Raw genomic sequence first — 25,196 nt, forward strand, 5'->3', positions numbered from 1 at the left:
GTGAAGTAAAATCAAGTAGCTTACATAAATTTAGGTTTGGTTACTTATGCAATTAAACAATTCACAAATAAAAATTCTGGTAATTGAGGATGAAGAGTCTGTCCGAGCTAATATCCTAGAAATCTTAGAATCTGAAGATTTTGAAGCGATCGGCGCAAATAATGGTCAAACAGGAATTCAAGAGGCGAAAAATCAACTTCCCGATCTGATCCTGTGCGACATTATGATGCCTGACATGGATGGTTATACTGTGTTGAGCGAATTACAAGAAGACTCTTTAACTGCTATTATTCCATTCATTTTTTTGACAGCCAAAGCCGATCGAGACGACTTACGTTTAGCTATGGAATTAGGCGCAGATGACTATATTACTAAACCCTGTACGGTGACTGAGTTACTCAGTGCAATTGCCAGTAGATTGAAAAAACAAGCTACTTATAATCAGCAGTTTCAAACTGAGCGTAGCAAAGCTAAAGGATTACAAGCCAGAGTTAAAGAACTGCAAAATTTAAGCAAAAATCGCGCCGATTTGTTGCAAAGACTTACTCAAGAATTGCGCGATCCTTTGTCTAATATCACGATGGCAATTCAAATGCTGAAGCTAGCACCTACAGAAGCAGCACGCGCTCATTATCTGAAAATTTTGCAACAGGAATGTGCTCGTGAAATAGCGATTATTAATCAAATATCTAACCTCCAAGAATTTTTAGTACCAGAAAATGCCAAACTCTTACAACGTTTTAAATCTTCCCTCGATCGAACCCCAGACGAAAATTCTAGTAATTGAAGATGATGAAAATATTCGCGAAAACATTTTAGAAATTTTAACAGGACAAAACATTAGAGCGATCGGTGCAAAAAATGGTCGCTTGGGTATCCGTTTGGCGCAAAAAGTTATTCCTGATTTAATTATTTGCGACATTATGATGCCGGAATTAGATGGTTATGCTGTGCTGGAAGAGTTACGCCAAGATCCTTTAACAGCTGTAATTCCTTTTATTTTTCTGACGGCTTTAGCCGATCGCGATCGCCATCGCAAAGGCATGGAATTAGGCGCAGATGACTATATTACTAAGCCTTGCAAACCTATAGAATTGTTAAAGGCGATCGCTGTAAGATTAAATAAAAAAACAGCTATTACTGCCCCTTACACTATCGCTTTAAAACAAGCATCTCAACAACTGAATAAATCATTGCACTATGACAGTCTAACTAATTTACCCAATCGGTTATTGTTAAAAGAAAAGTTCAAACAAACTCTGAATTATTTAGCTTTAAATAAGCGCAAATCTAACTTAGAGCAACTGCTATCAATTCTGTATCTCAGTTTAGATAGATTCAACCGCATTGTGGAAGTTTTAGGACTTTATCAAGCGGATAATTTACTTCAAACTGTAGCTGAACGTTTACAAACTTACAGCAGCAGTTACCATACTATAGCTAGGTTAGGAACTGAGGAATTCGCCCTAATTATGGTGACGGATAATCAGAAAAAAAATGTTATTGAATTTGTAGAACAGCTTTTAGATACTTTGGCAAAACCGATTATTTTAGAAAACAATAATGAAGTTTTGATTACAGCTAGTATCGGAATTTCTTTATGTCCTGGGGATGGTAGTGAACTCGAAAAAATGCTGCACTTAGCTCATAAAGCAATGAACTATGTTAAACAACAGGGAGGAAATAGTTATGCTTTTTATCAACCAACTCTTAATGTTACAAGTTGCGATCGCTTAACTTTAGAAACCAGTTTAAGCTATGCTTTAGAAAGAAAAGAATTTGAGATTTATTACCAACCAAAAGTCAGCCTAAAAACTGGTAAAATAGTTGGTGCAGAAGCTCTTTTAAGATGGTTTCATCCAGAACAAGGAATAATTTCCCCCATTAAATTTATTCCCATAGCTGAAGAAACAAACTTAATTATTCCGTTGGGTGAATGGGTTTTAAAAACGGCTTGTCAGCAAACAAAACTCTGGCAAAATTCCGATTTCCCCGAATTAAAAATAGCCGTCAACTTATCAGGTCGCCAGTTCAATCACAGTAACTTTCACTCTCGACTAGTTCAAACATTAGAAGAAACTGACTTGGCTGCGGAGTATTTGGAATTAGAGTTAACTGAAACCGTACTCATGGAGAATATAGAAATCTGTAATCAGAGATTAACTGCTTTTCGAGAGTTGGGTGTGCAAATTGCGATCGATGATTTCGGAACAGGCTATTCTTCCTTAAGCTATCTGCAACAGTTCCCCTTTGATACTTTAAAAATTGACAAATCTTTTATTCGTCAATTAAACAAGAACCCCAAAACTAAAACCATTACTAACTCTATTATTCAAATGGGACACGATCTTAAATTAAACTTAGTAGCAGAGGGAGTTGAAACCAAAACAGAATTAGATTTTTTATGTCAAACTAAGTGCGATCAAATCCAAGGATTTTTCTTTAGCCAACCTCTCAGCGTTAAAGATTTTACCAATTTGTTAAAATCGGAAAAAACCTTAACTTTACCTCAATAGTTCGGAAATAAAGTACAGTTTAAATAGGATGGATTAGCCATGACTAAGATTTTAATTATTGAAGACGAAGAAGGAATCAGAGAGAATATTTTAGAACTCCTAAACGGAGAAAATTTTGAAGCCATTGCTGTAGAAAATGGTTGCAAAGGCGTACAACTAGCTAAAGAAAAAACCCCCGATTTAATTATTTGTGATATATCCATGCCAGAATTAGATGGCTACGGTGTTTTACAAGCATTAAGAAGCGAACCAACTACAGCAATGATTCCCTTCATTTTCCTCACAGCTTTAGCCGACAAAGCTAATAATAGAAAGGGAATGGAACTAGGCGCAGATGATTATATTACTAAACCTTGCAGACCTGTTGAATTGTTAAATGCGATCGACACCCGCCTAAAAAAACAAGCAGCTATTCATCAACAACAAAGCCAAAAATTAGAAGAATTACGCAGTAGCATTACCTTCTCCTTACCTCACGAACTCAGAACCCCTCTGAATGGAATTTTAGGCTTTTCCGAACTTCTGTTAACCGAACTAGACACCCTAGAACCAGAAGAAATTAAGGAAATGGTCGAGCAAATTCAAACATCAGGTAAACGCTTATATCGGCTAATTCAAAACTTTTTATTATATGCCGAATTAGAACTAATCGCCACTAATCCCGAACGAATCAAAGCACTAAGAAGTCACCAGACAGATCTTGTTAATTCTTTAATTTCCGAACAAGCAACTCAGCAAGCAAAACAATTGCAAAGGGAAGCTGATTTACACTTGCAGCTAGAAGATGCTCAACTAAATATTTCTCCCGCACGCTTGAAAAAAGTCGTGGAAGAATTAGTAGATAACGCTTGTAAATTCTCGGTTCCGGGAACTCCAATTAATATCATCAGTCAGGTAAAAAACAACTCATTTATTTTATCTATAACTGACAAAGGTAGAGGAATGAAACCCGAACAAATTGAAAATTTGGGTGCTTATATGCAGTTTGAACGTAGACTTTATGAACAACAAGGATCGGGATTAGGTTTAGTAATAGCTAAACGAATAATTGAACTACACGGAGGAAGTTTAACTATTGAAAGTATTCCCGATCGACAAACCAAAATTCAAATTACCCTCCCCACCAGCTAATTCCGCTAATTAAGTTCGTAGTAGCGACTTCAGTCGTAAAGTTCGTAGTAGCGACTTTAGTCGTTTCCTTTTCACACAGCAGGACTAAAGTCCTCACAACGAACTAGAGAAATGATGTAACAATACAGAACTTAAAAATTGCGTCAAAGTAAAAGCATCAACACCTAATTCCGTCCTTTCTTTCGCTGCCAAAATACCAGCTTGTGCGTGCCACCAAGCCGCAATTACCACCCTTTCAACCAGAGAATTAATATTAGCAGCAACCCCTTGCGCCAACAATCCACCAATCAACCCAGTTAACACATCTCCGCTGCCACCACGCGCCAAAGCTGGCGTACTTTCAGGCACAATCCAAACCTTACTCGTAGCATTTGCGATCGCCGTTCTAGCTCCTTTCAATAATACAATTGCTTGGGTTAATTCCGCTGCTTTTTTCACCGCCTCAACTCGACTTTGTTGCACATTTTCAATGTCAGGAAACAACCTTTTAAATTCCCCAGCATGAGGAGTTAAAACAGTTATTTCTTGACGATTTTTCAAAGTAGAAATAGTTCCCAATTGTGCTAAAATATTTAAACCATCAGCATCTAAAATTACAGGTTTATTGTTAGCTAAAATTCCCTCTAAAATGTTAGTTGCTTCCGTAGTGATACCGGGGCCACAGGCGATCGCATCATACCCCCCCAAATCCACCGCATCTGGTAAACTAGCAATAGCTCCATTTTCCGTTTCCTCACAACCAATAATTAACGCTTCCGGCAAATGGGAAACCAACAAAGGTTTTAAAGACTCAGGAACAGCGATCGAAAGCATTCCTACACCACTTCCTCTAGCACCTAAACCAGTTAAAATTGCCCCCCCAGAATACTTCCGCGAACCACAAATTAACAACAAATGTCCTTGTTTATACTTATGCGTAACTGCCGGACGAGGTAGCGGCAAATGTTGCTGAACAAACTCTTTAGTTACTCGCTGAATTAACGGCATTTCTCCCAAAATTGCCGTAATATCTGTTAAAGGAATCTCAAAATCAATTAACTCTGCCTTCCCCACATATTCTAAAGCTAGATCTTGCAATAATCCTAACTTCCACAAACCCAAACAAAGAGTATAATTAGCTTTAATTGCTGTGCCTAGAACCTCTCCCGAATCTGTATGTAAACCCGAAGGTAAATCGATACTGACAACAGTTTTACACCATTGATTTAACTGATTAATTTTCGCTGCCAGATCGTCTTTAATTTCCCTTTCTAACCCAAACCCAAATAACCCATCAATAATTAGCTCGCAATCTTCTAAATCAGCAAGTTCATTTACATAACAAATCCCTAAACTTTGGGCATATAAATCGTGTTGCGCCGTCAACTCTTTTAACTTAGGAAAAACCCGATAAATCTTAACTTGATAACCGCTAAAATGTAACTCTCGCGCCACAACTAGCGCATCTCCACCATTATGACCTGGCCCAACTAAAACACCAACTTTTCCCGAAAAAGAAGAAATAGGAAAAAGTGACTTAATTCTGTGAGAAATTAACCCAGCCACTTTTTCCATTAAAGCCGCAACAGGCATTCCTGCCGCAAAAATGCGCCCTTCAATTTCCCGCATTTGGGCAGCGGTAACAGCGATTTGCTGAATTTTTTGATTCCTGTTCATTGGCTTTAACTTTGAAATCGACACCCACAAAAAATGTTATCTGCTATTAATAACTCTGGCGTTAATCATGCCATATTCTGCCAAATAACTGCGCCAATCTTGGGCTGTTTGTGATTCGGAGAATGGGCCGACAATTAATTGCGATCGCTCTCGATCTATTTCAATCAAAACATCATCTTGCATACCCAGATCGATCGCCATTTGTCTCACTTGCCCTTCAATTGCCGCTAACTCTTCTCGCCGCGTCGGAATTACCACCCTATAAGAATTTTCCGGCACATTATTATTGTCTACTACCACTGGATTTTCCAAAGCAGCAAAGCGATTTTCGCGAGGATTTTCTAAAGAAACCAAATTAGTTTCATTGCTAGAAATTCGCGGAACTACAGGTGTAATTGGATTCCGAGCAAAAAGTGCCCAAATGCCCTGTCTTCTTAATTCATTCCGAAACGCTAATGCTTCCGATCGATCGGCAAATTGCCCCAAAAGAATCACATTTCTGCCTTGATATTGCCAAACCGAAGCATCAGGCACAACCCCCTGAACTCTGTATAAAGTATCTTCTATATAAGTTCTTCTTCCCACTGACAGATAGACAACATAACGAGAGTTTTCCCAAGAAAAATCCGAATTATTAGAACCGCGATTCCTAGCAACCATTTCTGCGGTAATACCTTGGCGTGTCAGTTGTCTAACTCGTCGCCTTGCCCCATTTAAATCATAAGTACCCAGTGTAATTACTGCTCTTTGTCCTCTCCGATCGAATCGTGCTCTGCCATCTATATTGTTTCGCACAAAATCTAGTAAATCGGGGCTATAGGTAGGAACAAATACTTCGTATACTTCGGAAGTGCGATCGGAAAACCTATCAGGAAATGGCCCCTCATACTCATAACCAGGCGGAAAAGTTTGCGCCACCACACAACATTCTTCAGTATATCTTGGTCTGTGGCTTCCTTCAGCTTTCCCTTCAGTAACTACCACCAAAAATCCCCCAATCAACAAAGGTAAAAGAGATAACAGCGCCGAAAAATTGCTCAACCTCAGATTACCCAAAGACCAAAACTTATTTCTCCGACTTCCCTTCATACCAGTTTTTACTCCTCTTGCTTTGCTTTACCGCACCCTAGCCGAAAACATAATAATTAATCTCACTTTGAGGATATAACATTTATTACTAACTAAAATAGTTATTAACAAATTTGTTAAATTACACCAACAATAACCATTAAACTTTTCATGAACAACCAAACCTAATAAATATTCTCCCCTGCCCCCCTGCCCCCCTGCCCCTCTGCCCCAGGGCCCCTCTGCCTCCCCTGAAATCCGTAATAGAAAGATTTTTGTTTGAATGTTACCTTAGAGAAAGCCCCGAAAAATTTGGGCAAAGTTTTAGTATGCTTATGAACAAAGTAGTAGTTGGCCTCTCCGGTGGTGTAGATAGTTCTGTTGCAGCAACCCTGCTTCATAATCAAGGATATGAAGTAGCAGGGTTGACCCTGTGGTTAATGAAAGGTAAGGGTCAATGTTGTTCTGAGGGGATGGTCGATGCTGCTTTCATCTGCGAACAGCTAGGCATTCCTCACCATATTGTCGATAGTCGCGAAGTTTTTCAAGCCTATATTGTTGATTATTTGGTAACAGGGTACAGCGACGGGATTACCCCTCTACCCTGTTCTCAGTGCAACAAAGCAGTGAAGTTTGGCCCGATGTTGCAATATGCTCAAGAAAAGTTGGGCATTAATAAAGTTGCCACAGGTCACTATGCCAGGATTACTTACGATGAAAAAATCGATCGCTATCAGTTACGAAGGGCAGTTGATTTAAGCAAAGATCAATCATACTTTTTGTATGACCTACCCCAAGAATTGTTAGCAGCTGTTATTTTTCCTTTGGGCGACAAACTGAAAACAGAAACCAGAAAAATTGCCGCAGAATACGGTTTAAAAACTGCTAGTAAACCGGAAAGTATGGACTTATGCTTAGTAGAAAGCAATGGTTCCATGCGGGCATTTTTGGATAAGTACATTACACCCCAAAAAGGAGAAATTGTTGACGAATCCGGCAAAGTTTTAGGACAGCATGATGGCGTACATCACTATACAATTGGACAACGCCGAGGTTTAGGAATTGCAGCGGCAGAACCTTTGTATGTTATCGGTTTAGATGCAGTACGAAATCGGGTAATTGTCGGTACTCGTGACAGTGCTCACAAAACAGAATGCACTGTACAAAAAGTCAATTGGGTTTCGATTACTGAACCCTCTGCACCGATTCGCGCCGAAGTGCAAATTCGTTACCGTTCTTCGGCAACTCCAGTAACAGTAATTCCCCTGGAAAATTCCCGCGTCAAATTAGTTTTTGACGAACCTCAATTTAGCATCACTCCCGGACAAGCTGCGGTTTGGTACGACGGAGATATGGTGTTAGGCGGGGGAGTTATTGAGAAGGGTATTGGGGACTAGGGATTGGGGACTGGGGGAGGTTTGAGTTTTGAGTTTTGAGTTGTAGGGTGCGTCAGACCATAAATCTGATTGACAACATCAGGGTTTTAGCTTCTGACGCACCCTACTAATTATGCTAGTTGTAGGGTGCGTCAGACCATAAATCTGATTGACAACATCAGGGTTTTAGCTTCTGACACACCCTACTAATTATGCTAGTTGCGTAAGTCCTATTTAAGTTTGATTTTCTAGCCAAGGTATTAAGTCATCTAAACTGGAAAAGTCGATTTGGGCATCGATTAAGGATTCTAATTGGGGAATTGATAGACTGCGAATTTTTTCGGCTAATTCTAGGGGGATTTCTCCAAAGCGTCGTGTTAGGATGCGGAGAAGTGCGATCGCTTCCCCTCGCTGTAATCCTCTTTGTAATCCTTTCTCCAGAATATCTTGGTAAATTACAGATTCTTGCATCAGTTCCTCCCGAAATAATCGACGAATTAAGTTTTTTTCAAATCGTAAACCCGCCAGAATTTCAGCTGCCGCTGCTAGACTTTGCTTTTGTGCTGGCTCTTCTAGCATAGCGACTTGTTGGGCAACTTGTTCTAATAAATTGGTGGGATTATTGCTGCGGGTTAAAGGTGCTAAAGGTAATAAAGCTGGTTCAGATAAAAAAGGTGTAGGATCTTGTTCCCATAAGCGAATTATTCGATAACTGTGTCGAGTATTACGCCTCTCAAATCGATCGAGAAAAACTTGTTCTGATGCAGTTTCTTTGAGAAAGATTACCACTTGCTCAATATCACAATTGTATTGTCCATACAAAAGCACCCAATATTTGAGCATCCGATAAGGAAGGGGAGGCTCAGAATAGGGTAAAGTTTGGAATTCTAAGTGTAAAATTTGATTATCTGTTTGTAACAGAATCAAAGCATCAGAACGAATTGGTTCGGGAATGATTTCAGTTTTTAGGACGCGAACGTTAGTCGGATTAATATCCAGCAACCAACGGACAAAATTTGCGGCATAAGTTTCCGCTAAATATTTACAAAGATTGTCGTATGCCATATTAGCGGTTATAGCAGCTAACAAATTCTCTGATTACCCAACCCCACACTCTATATTTACCATTTTCAAAGCTGCCTACCTTAGCCCAGGTGCGACCTTTTTCGTCTTCAGCAAGTTGATCGATACGGATTTGTCTGCCATTTCTTAAAGTGTTGATCACTTTACCATTTGGGCGATCGCGAACATTTAGCGGAGTCCCAGTCGGATCGGTAACTTTACAAATAGTCTCAGCTTTTGTCGTTAGCGTAGAACTACACAGGCAAACTGTAATTGTTGCTAAAACCAGTACTATTCTTTTCATAAAACTCAAACTTTATTTTAATTGTTTTTCTGGAGATAATACTTAAGTTTATCTTTGCCTATTTTATAACAAAAAATTCCAAATTACGCCCAAAGGTTTACAGAAATTAAATAGTTCAAATTTCCCAATTTTAACTTTCATTTGAGTGAGAAAGAGACAAAAAATAAAATTATTAATTCCAGCTTTTTCCTAACAGAAAACAAAAACCATCAGCCGACTATACTTGTTCCAATGCCACTAATAAACCACATTGGTATAGAAAGCCGGAAAATTTTCCCCACCAGCAAGAAGTATCTCAATTGCTCAAAATATGAGCAATCCTTGGTAGGATCAATTCTTAGAGCAACAATCGGAAAACCTAAATCAATTATGAGTCATACGACCGATGGCATAGCCCCTCACGGTGGTCATTTAATCAATCGCATTGCTACAGCACAGGAAAAAGCAGAATTTCTCGCCCAAGCTGATGTTTTACCTCGCGTTCAACTTGACGAACGTAGCTACAGCGACCTAGTAATGATTGCCATTGGTGGTTTTAGTCCCCTGAATGGTTTCATGCAGCAAGCAGACTACGAACAAGTCGTTACTGATATGCGCTTGGTAAATGGATTACCTTGGTCAATTCCTGTCACCTTGTCCGTATCAGAAGCAGTCGCAGAACCTTTGAAAGAAGGAAATTGGGTGCGTTTGGACGATCCTAACGGGCGGTTTGTGGGTGTATTGGAATTAACTCAAAAATATCGCTACAACAAAGCCCATGAAGCGACTAATGTTTATCGCACTGATGATATTAAACACCCAGGCGTACAAGTTGTTTATAATCAAGGAGCGATTAATTTAGCTGGCCCAATTTGGTTATTAGAACGCGATGCCCATCCTAATTTCCCCAAATACCAAATTGACCCAGCAGAATCTCGCAGATTGTTTCAAGAAAAAGGTTGGAAAACAATAGTAGGTTTCCAAACTCGTAACCCCATCCATCGGGCTCATGAGTATATTCAAAAATGTGCTTTAGAAGTAGTTGATGGGTTATTCTTGCATCCTTTGGTGGGCGCAACTAAAGAAGATGATATTCCGGCTGATGTGCGGATGCGCTGTTATGAAATTATGCTGGAACATTATTTCCCGAAAGACCGCGTAATTTTGGCAATTAATCCGTCTTCAATGCGTTATGCTGGGCCAAGGGAAGCGATTTTTCACGCCTTAGTTCGGAAAAACTATGGCTGTACTCACTTTATTGTGGGACGAGATCATGCTGGTGTGGGCGATTATTACGGCACTTACGATGCTCAGTATATCTTTGATGAGTTTGAGCCTGGGGAATTGGGCATTGTGCCAATGAAGTTTGAACACGCTTTTTACTGCACTGTGACTCAAGGTATGGCAACGACGAAAACGAGTCCGAGTACGCCGGAACAGCGGGTTCACCTCTCAGGAACTAAAGTCCGGGAATTACTGCGTAAGGGTGAACTTCCACCACCGGAATTTTCCCGTCCAGAGGTAGCAGCGGAATTGGCAAAGGCAATGCGAGTGCCAGTAGAAGCTTAATTGGTTGTTAGGTAATCGGTAGTGGGTAGTGGGTAGTGGGTAGTGGGTAGTGGGTACAATACTTTTTGGTTCAGGGATTGAATCTTTTCCCATTACTAATTACCAACTACCAATTACTAAATAATGTCGTTGCGTGTAACAAATCAAATAATTAATAACATGATGAAGCGCAGGACTTTTTTCCAAAAATCTGGTATAGTGCTGGCTGCGTTGGGTTTGAGTCAGGCTGGATTGTCGTTGTTTAGCGATCGCTACTCGCAAGCTTTAGCACAGTCTAGTCCTCGCAAGTTGGCTTTGCTAGTTGGGGTTAATCAATATTTATTCGGTACACCATTAACAGGTTGTGTGACTGATGTGGAACTACAACGGGAACTTTTAATTCACCGTTTCGGTTTCCATCCTAGCGATATCCTCACTATTACAGATCAACAAGCTACACGGGAAAATATTGAAACCGCTTTTTTGGAACATCTGACTAAGCAAGCCAAATCCGGTGATGTAGTGGTTTTTCACTTTAGCGGTTATGGTAGTCGTTTTCAGAAAGCAGTAGTACAGGAAAGTGAAAGTTTAGAGAAACAAAAACAATCATCTTCGGTAACTAATTTGTTATTGCCTGTTGATGGGATTATTCAAATTAAAAATCAACCTGTGGCTAATGCTTTGATGGAAGATACTTTGTGGTTGTTGTTGCGATCGCTGCCAACTAAGTTAGTAACTTCGGTTTTAGATACTAGTTATACTGACGGTGGGATTATTTTACAAGGCAATCTCCGCGTTAGGTCTAGACCATCAATTCTCACAGGAGAAATTACTACAGAAGAGTTGGCTTTGCAAGACCAACTTAAACAAAATTCTGAAATAATTAGCCCAGATCCGGGACTGGTTTTAATCGCAGCGAAACCAAAACAAGTGGCGACAGAAGGGCAATTGGATGGTTTTAGTAGTGGATTTTTTACTTATGCTTTAACTCAACACCTTTGGCAAGCTACTCCGGCTACTACTGTCCAAGTTAGCTTAAATCGAGTGGCAGGAACTGTGGCACAATTAGTCGGAAATAAACAACAACCGGAAATTTGTGCTGCCAGTAATCCGCAACAAAGTTTACTCACTTATCATGTTTTATCCCCAGAAGTATTAGGTGCTGATGGCGTAGTAATTGCAGTCGAAGAGTATGGGAAAACTGCCCAATTATGGTTAGCTGGATTACCTGCCAAAGTCTTACAATATAGCATTAATTCTTTGTTTACTACGGTAAAAACTCCAAATTTGCCGAATCAAGTTACCCCTCCTTTACAACTAGCTATTCGTTCTCATGAAGGTTTAAAGGCTAAGGCAAGGGTTAATTCTTCTACTGTTAATGAAACTAGTAAACTGCAAGTTGGGGAATTAGTACAAGAAGTAGTCAGAGTTTTGCCTCATAATGTTAATTTGACTGTGGCTTTAGATAGTTGTTTGGCAAGGATTGAAAGAGTAGATGCTACTAGTGCTTTTTCTGGTGTTCCTCATGTAACCTCAATTGTGGCAGGAGAACAATCTGCTGATTGTTTATTTGGTAGAGTTTCTACTACTGAGTCGGTGTTGGCGCGTGCAGAGTCAGAGTCAGTTGTGGGAATATCTCTGCCTTTACCTAAGAGTAGTTATGGTTTATTTTCTCCGGGTTTGTCGCCAATTCCTAATACTTCTGGAGAAGCTGGAGAAGCAGTCAAAACAGCGGTTAATCGTTTGGTGCCGAAATTGCAAACTTTGTTGGCAGCGAAGTTGTTACGCTTAACTGCAAATGAGGGTTCTTCACGCTTGGGAGTGCAAGCGGTTTTAGAAACAATTGAGCCTACCCAAGAAGTCTTAATGCAGCGAAGTACAGTTAGAGCACCTTGGCCTACTCCTAAAGTTAGTTTATCATCAACTGCACCCAAAGAAGGAATCGCTCAATTACCGATTAGCAGTTCTATTCAGTACAAAATACATAATTACGGCGATGCACCAATTTACTTTATTTTGTTAGGAATTGATGCTAATGGTAGCCCGATCGCTCTCCTTCCTGCTAGATCGACAAATAATCTTAATGAAGAAGGTAGCAAATCTTTTGCTACTGAAGTAATTATCCCTGGCGAAACTACCATTATTCCCGCTAATAATAGTCCGTTTAAATGGGTTGTTCAAGGGCCTCGTGGCGTGGTAGAAATTCAATTAATCTTCAGTCGTGCGCCTTTTTCCCAAACTTTAGCAACTTTGGAAGATGCGAAAATTTCCGCTTTTGGTCGTTTAACTACTTTACCAAATTCGTTGGATGTAGCTCGGTCAATTTTAGAAGATTTACATCAAGCTAGTGGTAAGATGGCAGAAGCGATCGCTGCGGCACCAGATACCTGGGTTTTGGATGTCAATAATTGGGCAACTCTCAGCTTTATCTACCAAGTAGTTTAACAAGATGAAAAATCATCTATTTCTCACTAAACTCGCTGTTCTAGGAATGACGCTGTTTCCAGTTGATGCCACTGCACAACCAAAATTACAGCTAGTTTCGCTAACAGTTACTTCTCCCCAAATTATCGCCCAAAATTTATCCGATCGCGAACGTCGAGAACTGCAAATATTGCGCCAAGAAAGGCAAAGTGTTCAGCAGGAAAAGCAAAGTATTCAGCGAGAAAAAGAAATTCGCAACTTGGTGCAAGCAGAAGTCGATCGCGCTTTTAATCGCACTACTAGTTTAATCAATTTTCTTTTATTTGCGATCGTTTTATTTCCCCTATCTCTTGGTTTGGCGCTTTGGTGGTTGCGTCGGAGTATCAAAAATCAATTAATTGCCGAAGTTAAACAGGAATTAGAAACAGAAGTTGCCCAGCAAGCTGCTACTTTCAAACAGGAAATCACTCAGTTACAAGGAGAATATGTTTCTTATTTCTCGCAGCTGCAAGCTTGGGCAAATTCTCATTCGGGAATTGCCGATAATTATGTCAGCGAAACCCCGGAAAATACGCATTTTATTAATTCGGAAAATCACCATTTTATTCCCGGTGAAACTCATACTTTAATGGCACAAGATCAAGAGGAAATCTCTAGCATAGATCCAAATGAGCTAACTGTAACCTCTGAATTAGACAATAGCCAAACTCAAGATTTAACTATTGAGTATTATGTGAATTTAGGTAATACTTATTTGGCAAAAAGTCGCTATCAAGACGCTATTGATGCTTACAATGCAGCTTTGAAAATAGAGCGTAATTCACCAGAAATTAGATATCAAAATGCTAAAGCTTATGCTTTAAGAGGTAGTATAAATCCCGCCCTTGGTAATTTGCAATGGGCGATCGATCTCGATCCTCAATACAAAGAAATTGCCCAAACTGACCCAGCTTTTGATTATATTCGCAATGATGAGCAATTTCAACAATTAATTAATGATTGACAAAAACTTCCATTAATTCTTTAAATAGACTATAATAAAATTATAAAGTTTACATGAGGCATCCCATGAGCTACAGCAAAACACAAGGGAAAACCCTCAAAGTCAATGAAAACCTTTGAAGTAAAAGTCCAAAGTGATCTCAGGTGAAGTTCAAGCCCATATTCCCCACGATCGGGGTTAATGGATTGACACTGCAAAGGCAGTTAGCTACACCATAGATCAACAAGGACTTATCAATAAAAACGCAATTCAGCCTGATATATATCCATCAGAGTATCCTTTACCAAAACAACAACAGCAATATGTTTTCCTGGTGACAGAAACTAGGATAGTTTCTTGTCGCACTAATACTTTTGCCTTCATTGTTAAGGAATACAAGCTGTTCAATTGAACAATACAGTTTTGCTAATTGCGATCGAGACAGCTTTAACTATCAGCAATCGAGTTTGACATTGATGCAATTATATTTTCTGTTCTAGGAAAATCGCATCAATCTGTCGCTGCTGAGTAATTCAAAACAATTCAAACTTAGGAGTTTTCTTATCTATGTCTTTTACTACCGAATCTGCTCAGTCTATCTTTCCTGATACTCAGATTGCTACGATTGTTCCAAACACGATCGAACAATTCAACAAACTTACAGCCGAAGATCAACTGGCGTTAATCTGGTTTGCCTTTACTGAAATGGGCAAAACCATTACTATTGCAGCGCCAGGAGCCGCCAATATGATCTTTGCTCAAGGCATTCTCAACGAAATTAAACAGATGTCTCCTGGGGATCAAACCCAAGTCATGTGCGATTTAGCAAATCATACTGACACACCGATTTGCCGATCCTATGCCTCCTTGAGCATGAATATCAAGCTCGGCTTCTGGAATCAGCTGGGAGAATGGATGGAACAGGGAATTGTCGCCCCCATTCCTAGCGGCTATCAGCTTTCTCCCGATGCCAGTGCAGTGCTAACATCCATCAAAAAAGCCGATTCAGGACAGCAAATCACTATCCTCCGCAATATAGTACTGAACATGGGGTTTAACTCCAAAGATTCAGACCAACCTAAAAAAGTTGCAGATCCTGTGGTTGTTCCTACTGAGATGGCAAATCGAACTCAAGTCAAAATTGAAGGAGTGAGCGATCAAACGGTTTTAAGCTACATCAACAACATGAATGCCAACGATTTTGAAGCGGCGGTTAACCTCTTTGTACCCAATGGTGCTCTACAACCCCCCTTCCAAAAAGCGATCGTTGGTCGTGAAGCAATTCTTGCCTATATGCGAGAAGAATGCCAGGGACTTAAGCTGATGCCAGAAAGAGGCATTGTTGAGACAGCAGAAAAAGATTACACCCCCGTCAAAGTGACAGGCAAAGTTCAAACTCCCTGGTTTGGTAGCAGTGTCGGTATGAACATTGCATGGCGGTTTTTGCTTGATTCTGAAGGTAAGATTTTCTTTGTGGCGATCGATCTATTAGCTTCCCCAAAAGAACTGTTGAACCTAGTACGCCGTTAGTAAGTTAATTTCTGACCTGTAACTCTAGACCTTTGCACTGATATTTAATTTCTGGACTATCAAAGCAGGGGTCTAGGCTGTTAATCAACAACATTTTTAACCAGTTTTTTCCAAAAATAATTGAGGAATTGTTATGTCCAAGGAACAAAAAGGCAATAGAGAAACTAAAAAGCCAAAGGCAGTTTCTGATGGAACTAAGAAACAAAAGAAAGACCCCAAAAGACATGATAGGTAATAGGCTATCAACCATTTAATTACTTATTGAGGTTGCCGGGGAGCAGGGGAAAGGGTGAGAGCAATTTTTTCTGTTCCCAAATCATCAAATTTAAATTCAAAACAGCTTATTAAGCCATTCCGTTTCTTTGAATACTTTAAATATAACGTTGGAGTTTGTATGTCTTTTTCCTTAAGTTCCGGTGTTCTTGTTACTATTATTGGTGAAGCTGTATTGCAAGATCAGCTAATACATCTGCTCACAAAATTGGGTGTTTCGGGCTACACAATTATTCCAGCACAAGGCTCAGGCAGTCATGGCAGACGAATGGGTGATATGGCTGGGTATAACACCAATATTGAGATCAAAACTATCGTTGCCGCAACCACATCAGACCAATTACTGTTAGATTTGGGGCCACTTCAGGCTAACCACGCTTTAATCGCTTTCCGGCAATCTGTAGATGGTTTGTTTGATTAAAAATAGCTGTACTTTTATTCAGCAGACCGTAGAGACATTTCATAAAATGTCTCTACATCTTATTTTTTGATTTAGCTATTTTTACTAAATACTTTCTCCTAGCTATTAAGTAAAAATTTGACTTTTCTTGCTCGAAAAATCACCTTCTCTTACTGATTACTAATTGCTAAAGTATCTCCAGATTTATCAGCTTATGGTAGCAGGCTTTTATACAAAACTTACCATTATTTCAAATATCCTAATAATAGTTAAAGTTTATTTGTAAATTATCAAACTTTGGCTACATTTTGTATATTGTGAAACTGATGACTATAATTATAAGCGATACTCTTAAGGTAAATACTAATAGCAGTTGTGGACAAAAAATAATTATCTGGGTATGAAATCTCCTCCTCTGTTTATTCGGTTACAACCCTTGTGAAGGCTACTTGGTATTGATTTACAGGAGGTGTTACTTATGAAAATAGAACGACCAAACTCGAAACTACCCACTGCTGAAGAATTGCAAGACTTAGAAAAACTGAAAAAAGCGATCGAACAAGTAATTGCCAATGGCAGAGTTAGTAAAGCAGAGTGCGAAAGAATTAAAGGCATGATGTGGGCAGATGGCAAAATTACCCCAGAAGAACTGGAGTTATGCCGCACAATGATTTACAGCAAAATTAGTGCAGGGGAACTGGAGTGGGAGTATTAGGGACTGGGGACTGGGTACTGGGGACTGGGGACTGGGTACTGGGGACTGGGGACTGGGGACTGGGTACTGGGTACTGGGTACTGGGTACTGGGGACAAGGTGAATTTTTCTACCCTGCCCCTCTGCCCCTCTGCCCCTCTGCTCCTCTGCCCCTCTGCTAGCTTATTCCCATTCGATCGTCCCAGGTGGTTTAGAAGTAATGTCGTAAACTACGCGGTTAACTCCAGAGACTTCGTTGACAATCCGATTAGAAATTAGTTCTAATAAATCGTAAGGTACTCTTGCCCAGTCTGCGGTCATGCCATCTTCGCTTTTCACGAAACGGAGGACGATCGGATAAGCATAAGTCCGTTGATCGCCCATTACGCCGACACTACGGATGGGTAGGAGGACGGCGAAAGCTTGCCATAACTCGCCGTACATTTCGTGACGGTTGATTTCTTGACGGACGATTAAATCTGCATCGCGGAGAATATCTAACCTTTCGTCAGTAACTTCGCCTAAAATGCGAATAGCTAGTCCGGGACCTGGGAAAGGATGTCTGTTGACGATTTCTTCTGGTAGACCGATCGATCTTCCCACTTTCCGCACTTCGTCTTTAAACAGTTTCCGCAATGGTTCAATTAACTTAAATCGTAAATCTTTCGGTAAACCGCCGACGTTGTGGTGACTCTTAATTTTCACTGCTACCCGTTCCCCAGTTTTGGGATCGACGTTAGTATCAGCAGATTCGATTACGTCAGGATAAAGTGTACCTTGGGCGAGGTAATCAAACGGACCCAATTTTCTTGATTCTTCCTCAAATACTCTAATAAATTCGTGCCCGATGCGACGGCGTTTTTCTTCAGGATCGGTAACTCCGGCAATTGCTTGTAAAAAGCGATCGCGTGCGTTAACATACTCTACCGGAATGTGGAATTGTTCGTGAAACAATTTTACCAACCTTTCCGGCTCATATTTCCGCATGAACCCTTGATCGATAAACATACAAGTTAGCTGATCCTCGATCGCTCTGTGTAGCAAGAAAGCTAATGTAGAAGAATCTACACCGCCAGAAAGCGCCAATAATACTCGTTTATCGCCAACTTTCGCCCTAATTTCCCGCACAGATTGTTCTACGAAAGCGGCAGTTGTCCAGGTTGGTTCGCAGTCGCAAATGTGATAAACAAAGTTACGGATTAAAGCTAAACCGCAAACTGAGTGAACTACTTCTGGGTGGAATTGTACACCGTAGAGATGTTTTTCGTGATTGGCGATCGCAGCGCAAGGAGTATTCGCCGTGTGTGCCAAAATTTCAAAACCTTCTGGCAAACTTGTGCAAGAATCTCCGTGACTCATCCACATTGTCGAACCATCTTCGACATTGGTCAACAAATCCGTGGGATCGTCAATAATTAGTGATGCTTTGCCGTACTCACCTCTTTCGGCGCGTTTCACTTCGCCACCGAGTTGTTGCACCATTAACTGCATTCCGTAGCAAACTCCCAAAATTGGAATGCCTAACTGCCAAATTCCGGGATCGCAATGAGGTGCGCCTGGGTCATAAACTGAATTAGGGCCACCGGAAAGAATGATCCCTTTGGGGTTGAGTTGTTTGAGTTGTTCGACGCTGGTGCGATAGGAAAGAACTTCGGAATAAACTTGAGTTTCACGAATCCGACGTGCAATTAATTCGGAATACTGAGAGCCAAAGTCCAAAATTACGATCATTTGGCGGTTCAGTTCAGCCAAAGATTCGGTAGCAAGCGGTTGAGATGTCTGTACTGTCACTGAATAAATCCAAAAAGATAGAGTGTTGAGATGGGAAAAGGTTAAAGGGAAAAGGTTTGTATTTAACTTTCCTCCTTCCCTTGGTACAAAGCTGAAAGTTTGTCTTCTTTTACCTTTGTTAAAAATTCCTAAAAATGTATATAGATTTTACAAGCTTGATGTCAAAAAATTACATCTTACCTAATATCTTAGAGATATTCTTACCAATTTAACATAGCTGATTGAGTTGTTTAGTCCCAATTTTACTTTTAACGATAATTTGCCGTTGACGATCGAACAAAACTGAGCCAACACTCACTTGTTGTTGAATCTGATTATAGATGTAAGTTTGGGTGCGATCGTCAATAGCTTGAGCCAGAGACTGATAAACCTGTTCTACCCAATTGCTGCCATTTTCGCGATCGCAATCCCGAAGATAATTCAAAGCTGCATCAGCCGTTAACTCAGCAAAAACCCTTTGCAGTTCTGAAGTTGGTAAACCTAGTTTGGCACAATGAGCCGTAAAAATTTCTTGTCTCCCATCTGCCAAATAATGATGGGTGTGAAAAATTCCTCCTGCCAACTTGATCAGTTTACCGTGATAACCAAACAGCAAAATTTCCCTAACTCCCTGTGCTCCCGCTTCTACCAACATTGGCCCTAACCAGTTAGCTGTCTTAACTAATCTTTCTGGTGAAACGCCAAGCTTAGTTGCAAAGTGTAAACCATTTTCCCCAATGCAGAAGACGAGGGCAGGGGGGCAAGGGGGCAGAGGGGCAGAGGGGCAGGGGGGCAGGGAGGAGTTATTCAGTTTTTTAATTTTTTCTCGGAGTTCTTCTAAAGAAAGGTCTAGTTGACTGGAGGCACTTAGGGGGTGAGAGATGCCGCTGGTGCCTAGTAGGGAGAGTCCTTCGACGACTCCGAAAGCGGCGTTGGAAGTGCGATCGGCTAATTGTCTTCCTTCTGGCAAAATAATCGTAACTGTAATTTTCTCCTCTGGTGTAAGCAACTGCGTCAAATTCACCTGTAAAAGCTGCCTTGCATAAGCATAAATCGCCGCCTTTCCCTCAGCCTCAATTATTCTGCCAATTCCTTCCCCACCCTTCAAAGTAATCTGGGTTGCTGGAAACTCGCCAGTGAGTTTTGAGTTAGGAACTGAGTTTTGAATTAAGGAGTTTTCTTGCTTCCCTACTCCTGTGCTCAACTCCACCAGCGCCCAAACAGGTGTATTTCTGGTCATGTCCAGGTTATCTCCAGGGTCGCTGCGGGTAATGGCTAAGGCTGTATTTTCACTAATGCCGCTGACTTGTTCGATCGCAATTTCTACAGATTCGGCTGGATTAACTAAATTTACCTTGACTGATGCGATCGGTTGACGTTGTTTTAACCATTGCAAAGCTGCGATCGAACTAGCAGCAGCAAACACTGGTAAAGTATAGCCAGCACGGGGTTTCTCTTTAGTCATTTATCAATTAGTACTTGATTATAAAAATATTTAGACTCTTAATTATATACATTTGTAAGACAATGGACAATTTATAAATTGTCCCTAAATTCAATCATTGTGATTTAAAACACAGGTTAATTGTGATTGATAAGCAACCCATAACAGTTATTTTAGTTCAGGCTATATAGTAAGAAGGGATAATAAGTTGTTTTTAAACGAGGCATAAATTTTACCTTTGATTCTTTCTCTGCACTCACTGGAGATTCCCATGCAACCTCTCATGGACTTGATCCCCAATTTCTCTCACTTAGACAACAGCGTAGAAGAAAAACGCCCCCGTACTGTTGTACTCAGACCTAATGGTTGTCTTGATAGTCTGAGTAGTCCGACGTTTACCAAAGCTCTCGAACAAGCTTTACAGCTAACCACTGATACTGTGGTTGTAGATCTTTTATGGGTAGATACTGTAGAAGCTGAGGGAATTTCTAGCTTAATTGCAGGTTTAGAACAAGCTTCTGCTTTAGGTAAAACCCTCTCTTTGCGATTCATGGATGTAGCGACACAAGCAGCAGTTGAAACTGCGTACCATCGTCAGTGCGTCTAAAGCTTTTCTCTCCATAATAACGATCGAGCTTGAGCTTTTATTAAGTAGTTACAATCAGCCTCATCTACTTTTAAGTAGGTGAGGCTGATTGTTTATTTGGGTACAGGGAACAGAATGTTCTGCTTTAGACTGATAAGCAGAAATTTAGTATTACTTAATACTTCAGCTTTTTTCCTTTGTTAATACTTTGTCTAACCTTCTAGAATCAGAGTTATTGTAGTTTGCTTAATCTGGTAAAAGTGGTTAATATAGTTTTCGATCGATAGCTCATCTTTAAGGTTATGCAGAGAAGGAGCAACAAAAAAAATGGCTGGAGATTGTTAATAAGTTAAAGTCAAAAGGGCATACTTTGAATTAGAAAACTATTTGGTTAAATATGCTTTTACCAAAGTATTGGTTGATGCCTCATTTCCTAAACACTTGTCCCTGCTCATCTTTTTTTTGTTAACTTTTTAACCAACGGGTGACAGACAACTATCTGAAGATTGGACTTTTGTCTCGCAAGATTAAAGAATACCTATTCCTGTAGCGTGCTGTTTAGTAAGCAGCTTGATGTTTATTGTTCATTTATTACCAACCTGAGAGCCAATTCTACAGGATTTTATTTAACAAGCGTGAGGAAATAAGTGGTTGCCTATTCCAATTTATCAAGCCCGGTAGAGAGCGAAGTTATTACAGAGAGTTTGATTGTACCGGAATCGGTACTGGTATCAACAACTCCGGCTAAGTTTACCAAAGAAGAAATTCGGACAAGTTTAAAAGCATCTACCTGCGATGGTATTTTTGCTGCGATCTTTTCCAGTATTACTACTGGAGTTTTGTTGAGTAATCTGCTGCTACAATTGGGCGCTACTCCCACACAAATCGGGATGTTGTCTTCAGTTCCAATGGTAGTGAATTTACTGCAACCTGTAGGAGCTTATATTTCTGGATTCCTTACTAGTCGCTACTGGTACGGTTTCTGGGTGTATGGGATTGCTCGATCGCTCTGGTTAATTTTAGCGATCGCCATTGCCTTTCCCAAACTCGGCAGTAATAATTACAATTTAGTTCAACTGACACTGGCGATCGTTTTTGCCAGTAATTTTTTAGCAGCATTTGGAACTGCTTCTTGGTTCAGTTGGATGGCGAAGTTAGTTCCCGAAAAACTCCGAGGCAGATATTTTGGCATTCGCAATAGTGCCGCTAGTTTGGTGACACTAATCGGTGTGCCGTTAATCAGTTTAATCATATCAGCTTGGCCTGGGGGAATGCTCCAAGGTTATAGCTTATTGCTGTTTTTTGGTGTGATCGCTGGCTTAGTTAGTTTGTGCTGTCAGTTTTTCATGACTGATGTCAACCCAAAAGCTGAACTAACCACGACAAATCAAGTTTTAGAAGAGAACGATCGACAATCTTTAATTACCACTCTGCGGTTTTTAATTTCCCATAATTTTTTTAGATTCTTACTTTATTTCGGTTTCTGGGCTTTTGCGGTTAATGTCGGCAATCCCTTTTTTAATCTTTACTTGTTGGATAATTTAGATATCAATGTGACTTGGGTAACGGTGTATAGCAGTTTGTCAGCAGGTGCGAATTTATTGATGTTAGTTTTCTGGGGAAAGCTAGCCGATAAAATTGGCAATCGTCCTCTGTTAATTTTGGTGGGGATTGTCGTGGCGTTAATGCCTTTGCTTTGGTTGGGAACTGGCTATCATCCGCTTTGTCTTTGGCTGGGATTTCCCTTGTTACATTTGTTGAGTGGGGGTGTTTGGGCGGCGATCGATCTGTGCAGCAACAACATTCAAATGAGTGTAGCACCTCGCCACAATCAAGCTACTTTTTTTGCGATCGCTTCCGCTGTCGCCGGAATCTGTGGCGCTTTCGGGGCAACAGTGGGCGGTTTTCTAGCTGAACAACCAGTTTTAGGCGGTTTACCGGGAATATTCGTTCTAACTAGCGGATTACGTTTATTAGCTTTACTTCCCTTGGTGCTAGTTTGGGAACAACGCAGTTACTCTTTAAGAGCTATGTTGCAAGGTTGGCGGATGCAGTCGAAAGTAGTTGGTTAGACTGCGATCGCCTTTTTATAAAAAGCAATTCAATATATACAATATAGTGGAGTTATGCAATGAAATATTATCTTTGATCCAAATTTTAGAATTTGGTTTTATCAACAAGAACAAGGATTTCAAGATGAGACATTTGCTGTACTAGGTGTATTGGCGGAATTTGGCCCAACACTTGGAAGACCGCGAGTTGATACTCTCGAAGGGTCTTGTTTCAATAATATGAAAGAGCTTCGGATTCAATATAAAGGAGAACCTTGATAGACAAAATTTTATTTTATGTGGGCGATCGTAAGAAAAATTGAACCATGATTGTTCCAGTACATGAAGGGTACATAGTGTGATTACGATCCAAATTTTTTCTTTTCTGCTTTCTACCTTCTTACACTAGATCTATGAGTCTTATTGGAAATTCCACAGGCGAATGAACCAAGTTGATTATTTGCGGATTAGTTTAATCGATCGCTGCAACTTCCGTTGTCAGTACTGTATGCCGGAGGGTGCGGAACTGGATTATATTTTGCAGCAAGCCCTACTTAGCTACGAGGAACTGCTGACGCTGATTGAGGAAGTGTTCATCCCTGTAGGTTTTACTCGTTTTCGGTTGACTGGGGGTGAACCTTTGTTGCGTCCAAGGGTGGTGGAGTTGGTGGGGGCGATCGCATCTCTTCCCCAAACTCAAGATCTCTCAATGACTACTAACGCTTTTTTACTCGCACCGCTGGCGCAAGACCTTTACAACGCTGGTTTGCGACGAATTAATATTAGTTTGGATTCTCTCGATCCAAAAACTTTCGATCTGATTAGTGGTAATCGCGGACGTTCTCGCTGGGAACAAGTTTGGTTAGGGATTCAAGCTGCTTACCAGGTTGGTTTTAATCCCTTGAAACTTAATGTGGTGGTGATTCCAGGGGTAAACGATCGCGAGGTTTTAGATTTAGCTGCTTTGTCGATCGACCGGGAATGGCACGTCCGATTTATTGAGTTTATGCCGATCGGGAATTCGGATTTATTTGGCGATCGCGGTTGGGTAGCTTCCGAAGAGTTGCGCCAACAAATTCGATCGCGCTGGGGCTTGACAGAATCGCAAGTTCGTGGTAATGGGCCTGCTGATGTATTTAAAATTCCCGGAGCCAAGGGAACGTTAGGATTTATCAGTCAGATGTCGGAGTGTTTTTGCGATCGGTGTAACCGAATGCGGCTTTCTGCTGACGGTTGGTTGCGCCCTTGTCTATTGAACGAAACCGGACAAATTGACTTAAAAACCGCCCTCCGCAATGGTGTCAACCCTGCTGAACTAAGAGAGCGAGTCCGAGAATTACTCACAATTAAACCAGAAATTAACTTTAAAGAACGTAACTCTGGAAACACAGGGCTTTACAGGCGCACTATGTCACAAATTGGCGGATAAGAGAATTTTAGATTTCAGATTTTAGATTTTCGATTTTAACTGCAATCCAAAATCTAAAATCCTAAATCTAAAATCCTTAAGCTTGGCGTGAGTAGTACTCAACCACCAGTAGTTCGTTAATTTGAAGCGCCACCCATTCTCGCTCAACTACACCGTTAACTTTGCCAACCATCTTAGTTTTATCGAATTCTAAATGGCTGGGTAAGTTAGCCAAACCAGGATATTGCAGGTTTGCTTCTGCCAACTTGCGAGAATGATCCCGATCTCTGACGCTAATTACTTCGCCCGGTTTGCATTGGTAGCTAGCAATGGTAACTTTGCGACCATTAACTGTAATGTGACCATGATTTACCATTTGGCGAGCCGCTGGGATGGTAGGAGCCAAACCCAAACGGAAAACAGTGTTGTCTAAACGCATTTCTAGTAATTGCAGCAACACTTGTCCGGTAGAACCTGTGGCGCGACGAGCTTTCCGCACATAACGCAGGAGTTGCCGTTCTGACACCCCGTAGTTAAAGCGCAGTTTTTGTTTTTCTTCTAAACGAATTGCATACTCAGAACGTTTCTTCCGGTTTGCACCATGTTGCCCTGGAGGGTTAGTTTTTCTCGCTGACTTACGAGTTAAGCCGGGAAGATCTCCCAGGCGACGAACCACTCTGAGGCGTGGGCCTCTGTATCGCGACATCTCGCTTCCTCTCTAATATCCAGATCAAATTTTACCCAGAATTTCTAGTATATAGTTAAATTACCAATTTGTTTAGCTGGGCAATCATAAATTTTACCTTAGTTTAGAAACAAAAGGGAGATCTAGTTTCTGTAGATTTGAGTTTCTTTGCACAGAGGGGAAAAAAGATTGTCAATTTGTTCGAGAGCTTGACTAAATAGCCAAATTATTGCTCATGCCTCATCAAACCGATCTAAGTTGAGGAAGATTTCCCGGATTGACAACATCTGTAGTCTCTTGGTAATGTGTG

Annotated in this window: 21 protein-coding genes; 14 read left to right on the forward strand and 7 right to left on the reverse strand. The window is 40.6% G+C overall.

What is annotated here, in order from left to right; translation table 11 throughout:
- The first annotated feature begins 46 nt into the window (after nt 1–46).
- From ACE1B6_RS03025 to ACE1B6_RS03035, 3 genes are read left to right on the forward strand one after another with little or no spacing between them, the layout of a single operon-like run.
- Nucleotides 47–787: an ATP-binding response regulator gene (locus ACE1B6_RS03025; protein ID WP_413255755.1), complete on the forward strand. Its 741-nt coding sequence runs from the start codon at nt 47–49 to the stop codon at nt 785–787.
- Nucleotides 720–2,516 (forward strand): EAL domain-containing response regulator, encoded by a 1,797-nt coding sequence (locus ACE1B6_RS03030; RefSeq protein WP_413255756.1) that lies wholly within the window; start codon nt 720–722, stop codon nt 2,514–2,516. The genes ACE1B6_RS03025 and ACE1B6_RS03030 overlap by 68 nt, the downstream gene beginning before the upstream one ends.
- Before the next feature lie 39 nt (nt 2,517–2,555).
- Nucleotides 2,556–3,647 carry a hybrid sensor histidine kinase/response regulator gene (locus ACE1B6_RS03035; protein ID WP_413255757.1) on the forward strand — a complete coding sequence of 364 codons (1,092 nt, stop codon included), beginning with the start codon at nt 2,556–2,558 and terminating at the stop codon, nt 3,645–3,647.
- A gap of 93 nt (nt 3,648–3,740) precedes the next feature.
- Here ACE1B6_RS03035 and ACE1B6_RS03040 read toward each other — a convergent pair whose 3' ends face one another.
- Together ACE1B6_RS03040 and ACE1B6_RS03045 are read right to left on the reverse strand one after the other, a co-directional pair.
- Entirely contained in the window at nt 3,741–5,303 is a 1,563-nt protein-coding gene (locus tag ACE1B6_RS03040) for an NAD(P)H-hydrate dehydratase (RefSeq protein ID WP_413255758.1), read from the reverse strand.
- A 36-nt stretch (nt 5,304–5,339) separates the two neighbouring features.
- On the reverse strand, nt 5,340–6,392 hold the full coding sequence (locus tag ACE1B6_RS03045; protein ID WP_413255759.1) for a hypothetical protein: 1,053 nt from the start codon (nt 6,390–6,392) through the stop codon (nt 5,340–5,342).
- A 314-nt stretch (nt 6,393–6,706) separates the two neighbouring features.
- Here ACE1B6_RS03045 and mnmA point away from each other — a divergent pair, with 314 nt between their 5' ends.
- On the forward strand, nt 6,707–7,768 hold the full coding sequence (gene mnmA, locus ACE1B6_RS03050; RefSeq protein WP_413255760.1) for a tRNA 2-thiouridine(34) synthase MnmA: 1,062 nt from the start codon (nt 6,707–6,709) through the stop codon (nt 7,766–7,768).
- 213 nt (nt 7,769–7,981) lie between these two features.
- On the opposite strand, the gene ACE1B6_RS03055 is transcribed toward mnmA, so the two are convergent.
- Together ACE1B6_RS03055 and ACE1B6_RS03060 are read right to left on the reverse strand one after the other, a co-directional pair.
- Nucleotides 7,982–8,812 (reverse strand): Rpn family recombination-promoting nuclease/putative transposase, encoded by an 831-nt coding sequence (locus ACE1B6_RS03055; RefSeq protein WP_413255761.1) that lies wholly within the window; start codon nt 8,810–8,812, stop codon nt 7,982–7,984.
- A gap of 1 nt (nt 8,813) precedes the next feature.
- Entirely contained in the window at nt 8,814–9,122 is a 309-nt protein-coding gene (locus tag ACE1B6_RS03060; protein ID WP_459562963.1) for an SH3 domain-containing protein, read from the reverse strand.
- Between the two features lie 360 nt (nt 9,123–9,482).
- Between ACE1B6_RS03060 and sat the strand changes: the two genes are divergently transcribed.
- From sat to ACE1B6_RS03090, 6 genes are all read left to right on the forward strand, one after another.
- Nucleotides 9,483–10,661 (forward strand): sulfate adenylyltransferase, encoded by a 1,179-nt coding sequence (sat, locus tag ACE1B6_RS03065; RefSeq protein WP_413255763.1) that lies wholly within the window; start codon nt 9,483–9,485, stop codon nt 10,659–10,661.
- A 123-nt stretch (nt 10,662–10,784) separates the two neighbouring features.
- The gene (locus ACE1B6_RS03070) at nt 10,785–13,085 is read left to right on the forward strand and encodes a caspase family protein (protein ID WP_413255764.1); all 2,301 of its coding nucleotides are present in this window, start codon (nt 10,785–10,787) and stop codon (nt 13,083–13,085) included.
- Nucleotides 13,086–13,089: 4 nt separating this feature from the next.
- The gene (locus ACE1B6_RS03075) at nt 13,090–14,067 is read left to right on the forward strand and encodes a tetratricopeptide repeat protein (RefSeq protein ID WP_413255765.1); all 978 of its coding nucleotides are present in this window, start codon (nt 13,090–13,092) and stop codon (nt 14,065–14,067) included.
- Between the two features lie 546 nt (nt 14,068–14,613).
- Nucleotides 14,614–15,576: an orange carotenoid protein N-terminal domain-containing protein gene (locus tag ACE1B6_RS03080; RefSeq protein ID WP_413255766.1), complete on the forward strand. Its 963-nt coding sequence runs from the start codon at nt 14,614–14,616 to the stop codon at nt 15,574–15,576.
- 394 nt (nt 15,577–15,970) lie between these two features.
- Nucleotides 15,971–16,270, forward strand: a complete 300-nt coding sequence (locus ACE1B6_RS03085; protein ID WP_413255767.1) for a P-II family nitrogen regulator — start codon at nt 15,971–15,973, stop codon at nt 16,268–16,270.
- A gap of 457 nt (nt 16,271–16,727) precedes the next feature.
- The gene (locus ACE1B6_RS03090) at nt 16,728–16,964 is read left to right on the forward strand and encodes a hypothetical protein (RefSeq protein ID WP_413255768.1); all 237 of its coding nucleotides are present in this window, start codon (nt 16,728–16,730) and stop codon (nt 16,962–16,964) included.
- Nucleotides 16,965–17,125: 161 nt separating this feature from the next.
- Here ACE1B6_RS03090 and guaA read toward each other — a convergent pair whose 3' ends face one another.
- Both guaA and cbiD read right to left on the reverse strand, forming a co-directional pair.
- A complete protein-coding gene (gene guaA / locus ACE1B6_RS03095; RefSeq protein ID WP_413255973.1) occupies nt 17,126–18,673 on the reverse strand; it encodes a glutamine-hydrolyzing GMP synthase in 1,548 nt (515 codons plus the stop codon).
- Nucleotides 18,674–18,941: 268 nt separating this feature from the next.
- Nucleotides 18,942–20,177, reverse strand: coding sequence for a cobalt-precorrin-5B (C(1))-methyltransferase CbiD (cbiD, locus tag ACE1B6_RS03100; RefSeq protein WP_413255769.1), 1,236 nt, complete (start codon nt 20,175–20,177; stop codon nt 18,942–18,944).
- 250 nt (nt 20,178–20,427) lie between these two features.
- Here cbiD and ACE1B6_RS03105 point away from each other — a divergent pair, with 250 nt between their 5' ends.
- The 4 genes from ACE1B6_RS03105 (at nt 20,428) to moaA (ending at nt 24,222) form a co-directional block, all read left to right on the forward strand.
- Complete coding sequence (locus ACE1B6_RS03105) at nt 20,428–20,763, forward strand: STAS domain-containing protein (protein WP_413255770.1); 336 nt, start codon at nt 20,428–20,430, stop codon at nt 20,761–20,763.
- Between the two features lie 626 nt (nt 20,764–21,389).
- Complete coding sequence (locus ACE1B6_RS03110) at nt 21,390–22,814, forward strand: MFS transporter (protein WP_413255771.1); 1,425 nt, start codon at nt 21,390–21,392, stop codon at nt 22,812–22,814.
- 90 nt (nt 22,815–22,904) lie between these two features.
- The gene (locus ACE1B6_RS03115; RefSeq protein ID WP_413255974.1) at nt 22,905–23,072 is read left to right on the forward strand and encodes a type II toxin-antitoxin system RelE/ParE family toxin; all 168 of its coding nucleotides are present in this window, start codon (nt 22,905–22,907) and stop codon (nt 23,070–23,072) included.
- Nucleotides 23,073–23,235: 163 nt separating this feature from the next.
- Complete coding sequence (gene moaA, locus ACE1B6_RS03120; protein WP_413255772.1) at nt 23,236–24,222, forward strand: GTP 3',8-cyclase MoaA; 987 nt, start codon at nt 23,236–23,238, stop codon at nt 24,220–24,222.
- 76 nt (nt 24,223–24,298) lie between these two features.
- On the opposite strand, the gene rpsD is transcribed toward moaA, so the two are convergent.
- Nucleotides 24,299–24,907, reverse strand: a complete 609-nt coding sequence (rpsD, locus tag ACE1B6_RS03125) for a 30S ribosomal protein S4 (protein WP_413255773.1) — start codon at nt 24,905–24,907, stop codon at nt 24,299–24,301.
- Nucleotides 24,908–25,196 lie beyond the last annotated feature (289 nt).

This window comes from Floridaenema fluviatile BLCC-F154, from assembly GCF_041929135.1.
Lineage (GTDB): Bacteria > Cyanobacteriota > Cyanobacteriia > Cyanobacteriales > Aerosakkonemataceae > Floridanema > Floridanema fluviatile.

What these genes read in the sequence shown, in the direction of transcription:
- moaA (WP_413255772.1), top strand. Translation starts at nt 23,236, where the DNA reads ATGAACCAAGTTGATTATTTGCGGATTAGTTTAATCGATCGCTGCAAC.
- rpsD (WP_413255773.1), bottom strand. Translation starts at nt 24,907, where the DNA reads ATGTCGCGATACAGAGGCCCACGCCTCAGAGTGGTTCGTCGCCTGGGA.
- ACE1B6_RS03105 (WP_413255770.1), top strand. Translation starts at nt 20,428, where the DNA reads ATGCAACCTCTCATGGACTTGATCCCCAATTTCTCTCACTTAGACAAC.
- guaA (WP_413255973.1), bottom strand. Translation starts at nt 18,673, where the DNA reads ATGATCGTAATTTTGGACTTTGGCTCTCAGTATTCCGAATTAATTGCA.
- ACE1B6_RS03075 (WP_413255765.1), top strand. Translation starts at nt 13,090, where the DNA reads ATGAAAAATCATCTATTTCTCACTAAACTCGCTGTTCTAGGAATGACG.
- ACE1B6_RS03055 (WP_413255761.1), bottom strand. Translation starts at nt 8,812, where the DNA reads ATGGCATACGACAATCTTTGTAAATATTTAGCGGAAACTTATGCCGCA.
- cbiD (WP_413255769.1), bottom strand. Translation starts at nt 20,177, where the DNA reads ATGACTAAAGAGAAACCCCGTGCTGGCTATACTTTACCAGTGTTTGCT.
- sat (WP_413255763.1), top strand. Translation starts at nt 9,483, where the DNA reads ATGAGTCATACGACCGATGGCATAGCCCCTCACGGTGGTCATTTAATC.
- ACE1B6_RS03085 (WP_413255767.1), top strand. Translation starts at nt 15,971, where the DNA reads ATGTCTTTTTCCTTAAGTTCCGGTGTTCTTGTTACTATTATTGGTGAA.
- ACE1B6_RS03080 (WP_413255766.1), top strand. Translation starts at nt 14,614, where the DNA reads ATGTCTTTTACTACCGAATCTGCTCAGTCTATCTTTCCTGATACTCAG.
- ACE1B6_RS03090 (WP_413255768.1), top strand. Translation starts at nt 16,728, where the DNA reads ATGAAAATAGAACGACCAAACTCGAAACTACCCACTGCTGAAGAATTG.
- mnmA (WP_413255760.1), top strand. Translation starts at nt 6,707, where the DNA reads ATGAACAAAGTAGTAGTTGGCCTCTCCGGTGGTGTAGATAGTTCTGTT.
- ACE1B6_RS03040 (WP_413255758.1), bottom strand. Translation starts at nt 5,303, where the DNA reads ATGAACAGGAATCAAAAAATTCAGCAAATCGCTGTTACCGCTGCCCAA.
- ACE1B6_RS03070 (WP_413255764.1), top strand. Translation starts at nt 10,785, where the DNA reads ATGTCGTTGCGTGTAACAAATCAAATAATTAATAACATGATGAAGCGC.
- ACE1B6_RS03025 (WP_413255755.1), top strand. Translation starts at nt 47, where the DNA reads ATGCAATTAAACAATTCACAAATAAAAATTCTGGTAATTGAGGATGAA.
- ACE1B6_RS03045 (WP_413255759.1), bottom strand. Translation starts at nt 6,392, where the DNA reads ATGAAGGGAAGTCGGAGAAATAAGTTTTGGTCTTTGGGTAATCTGAGG.
- ACE1B6_RS03035 (WP_413255757.1), top strand. Translation starts at nt 2,556, where the DNA reads ATGACTAAGATTTTAATTATTGAAGACGAAGAAGGAATCAGAGAGAAT.
- ACE1B6_RS03030 (WP_413255756.1), top strand. Translation starts at nt 720, where the DNA reads ATGCCAAACTCTTACAACGTTTTAAATCTTCCCTCGATCGAACCCCAG.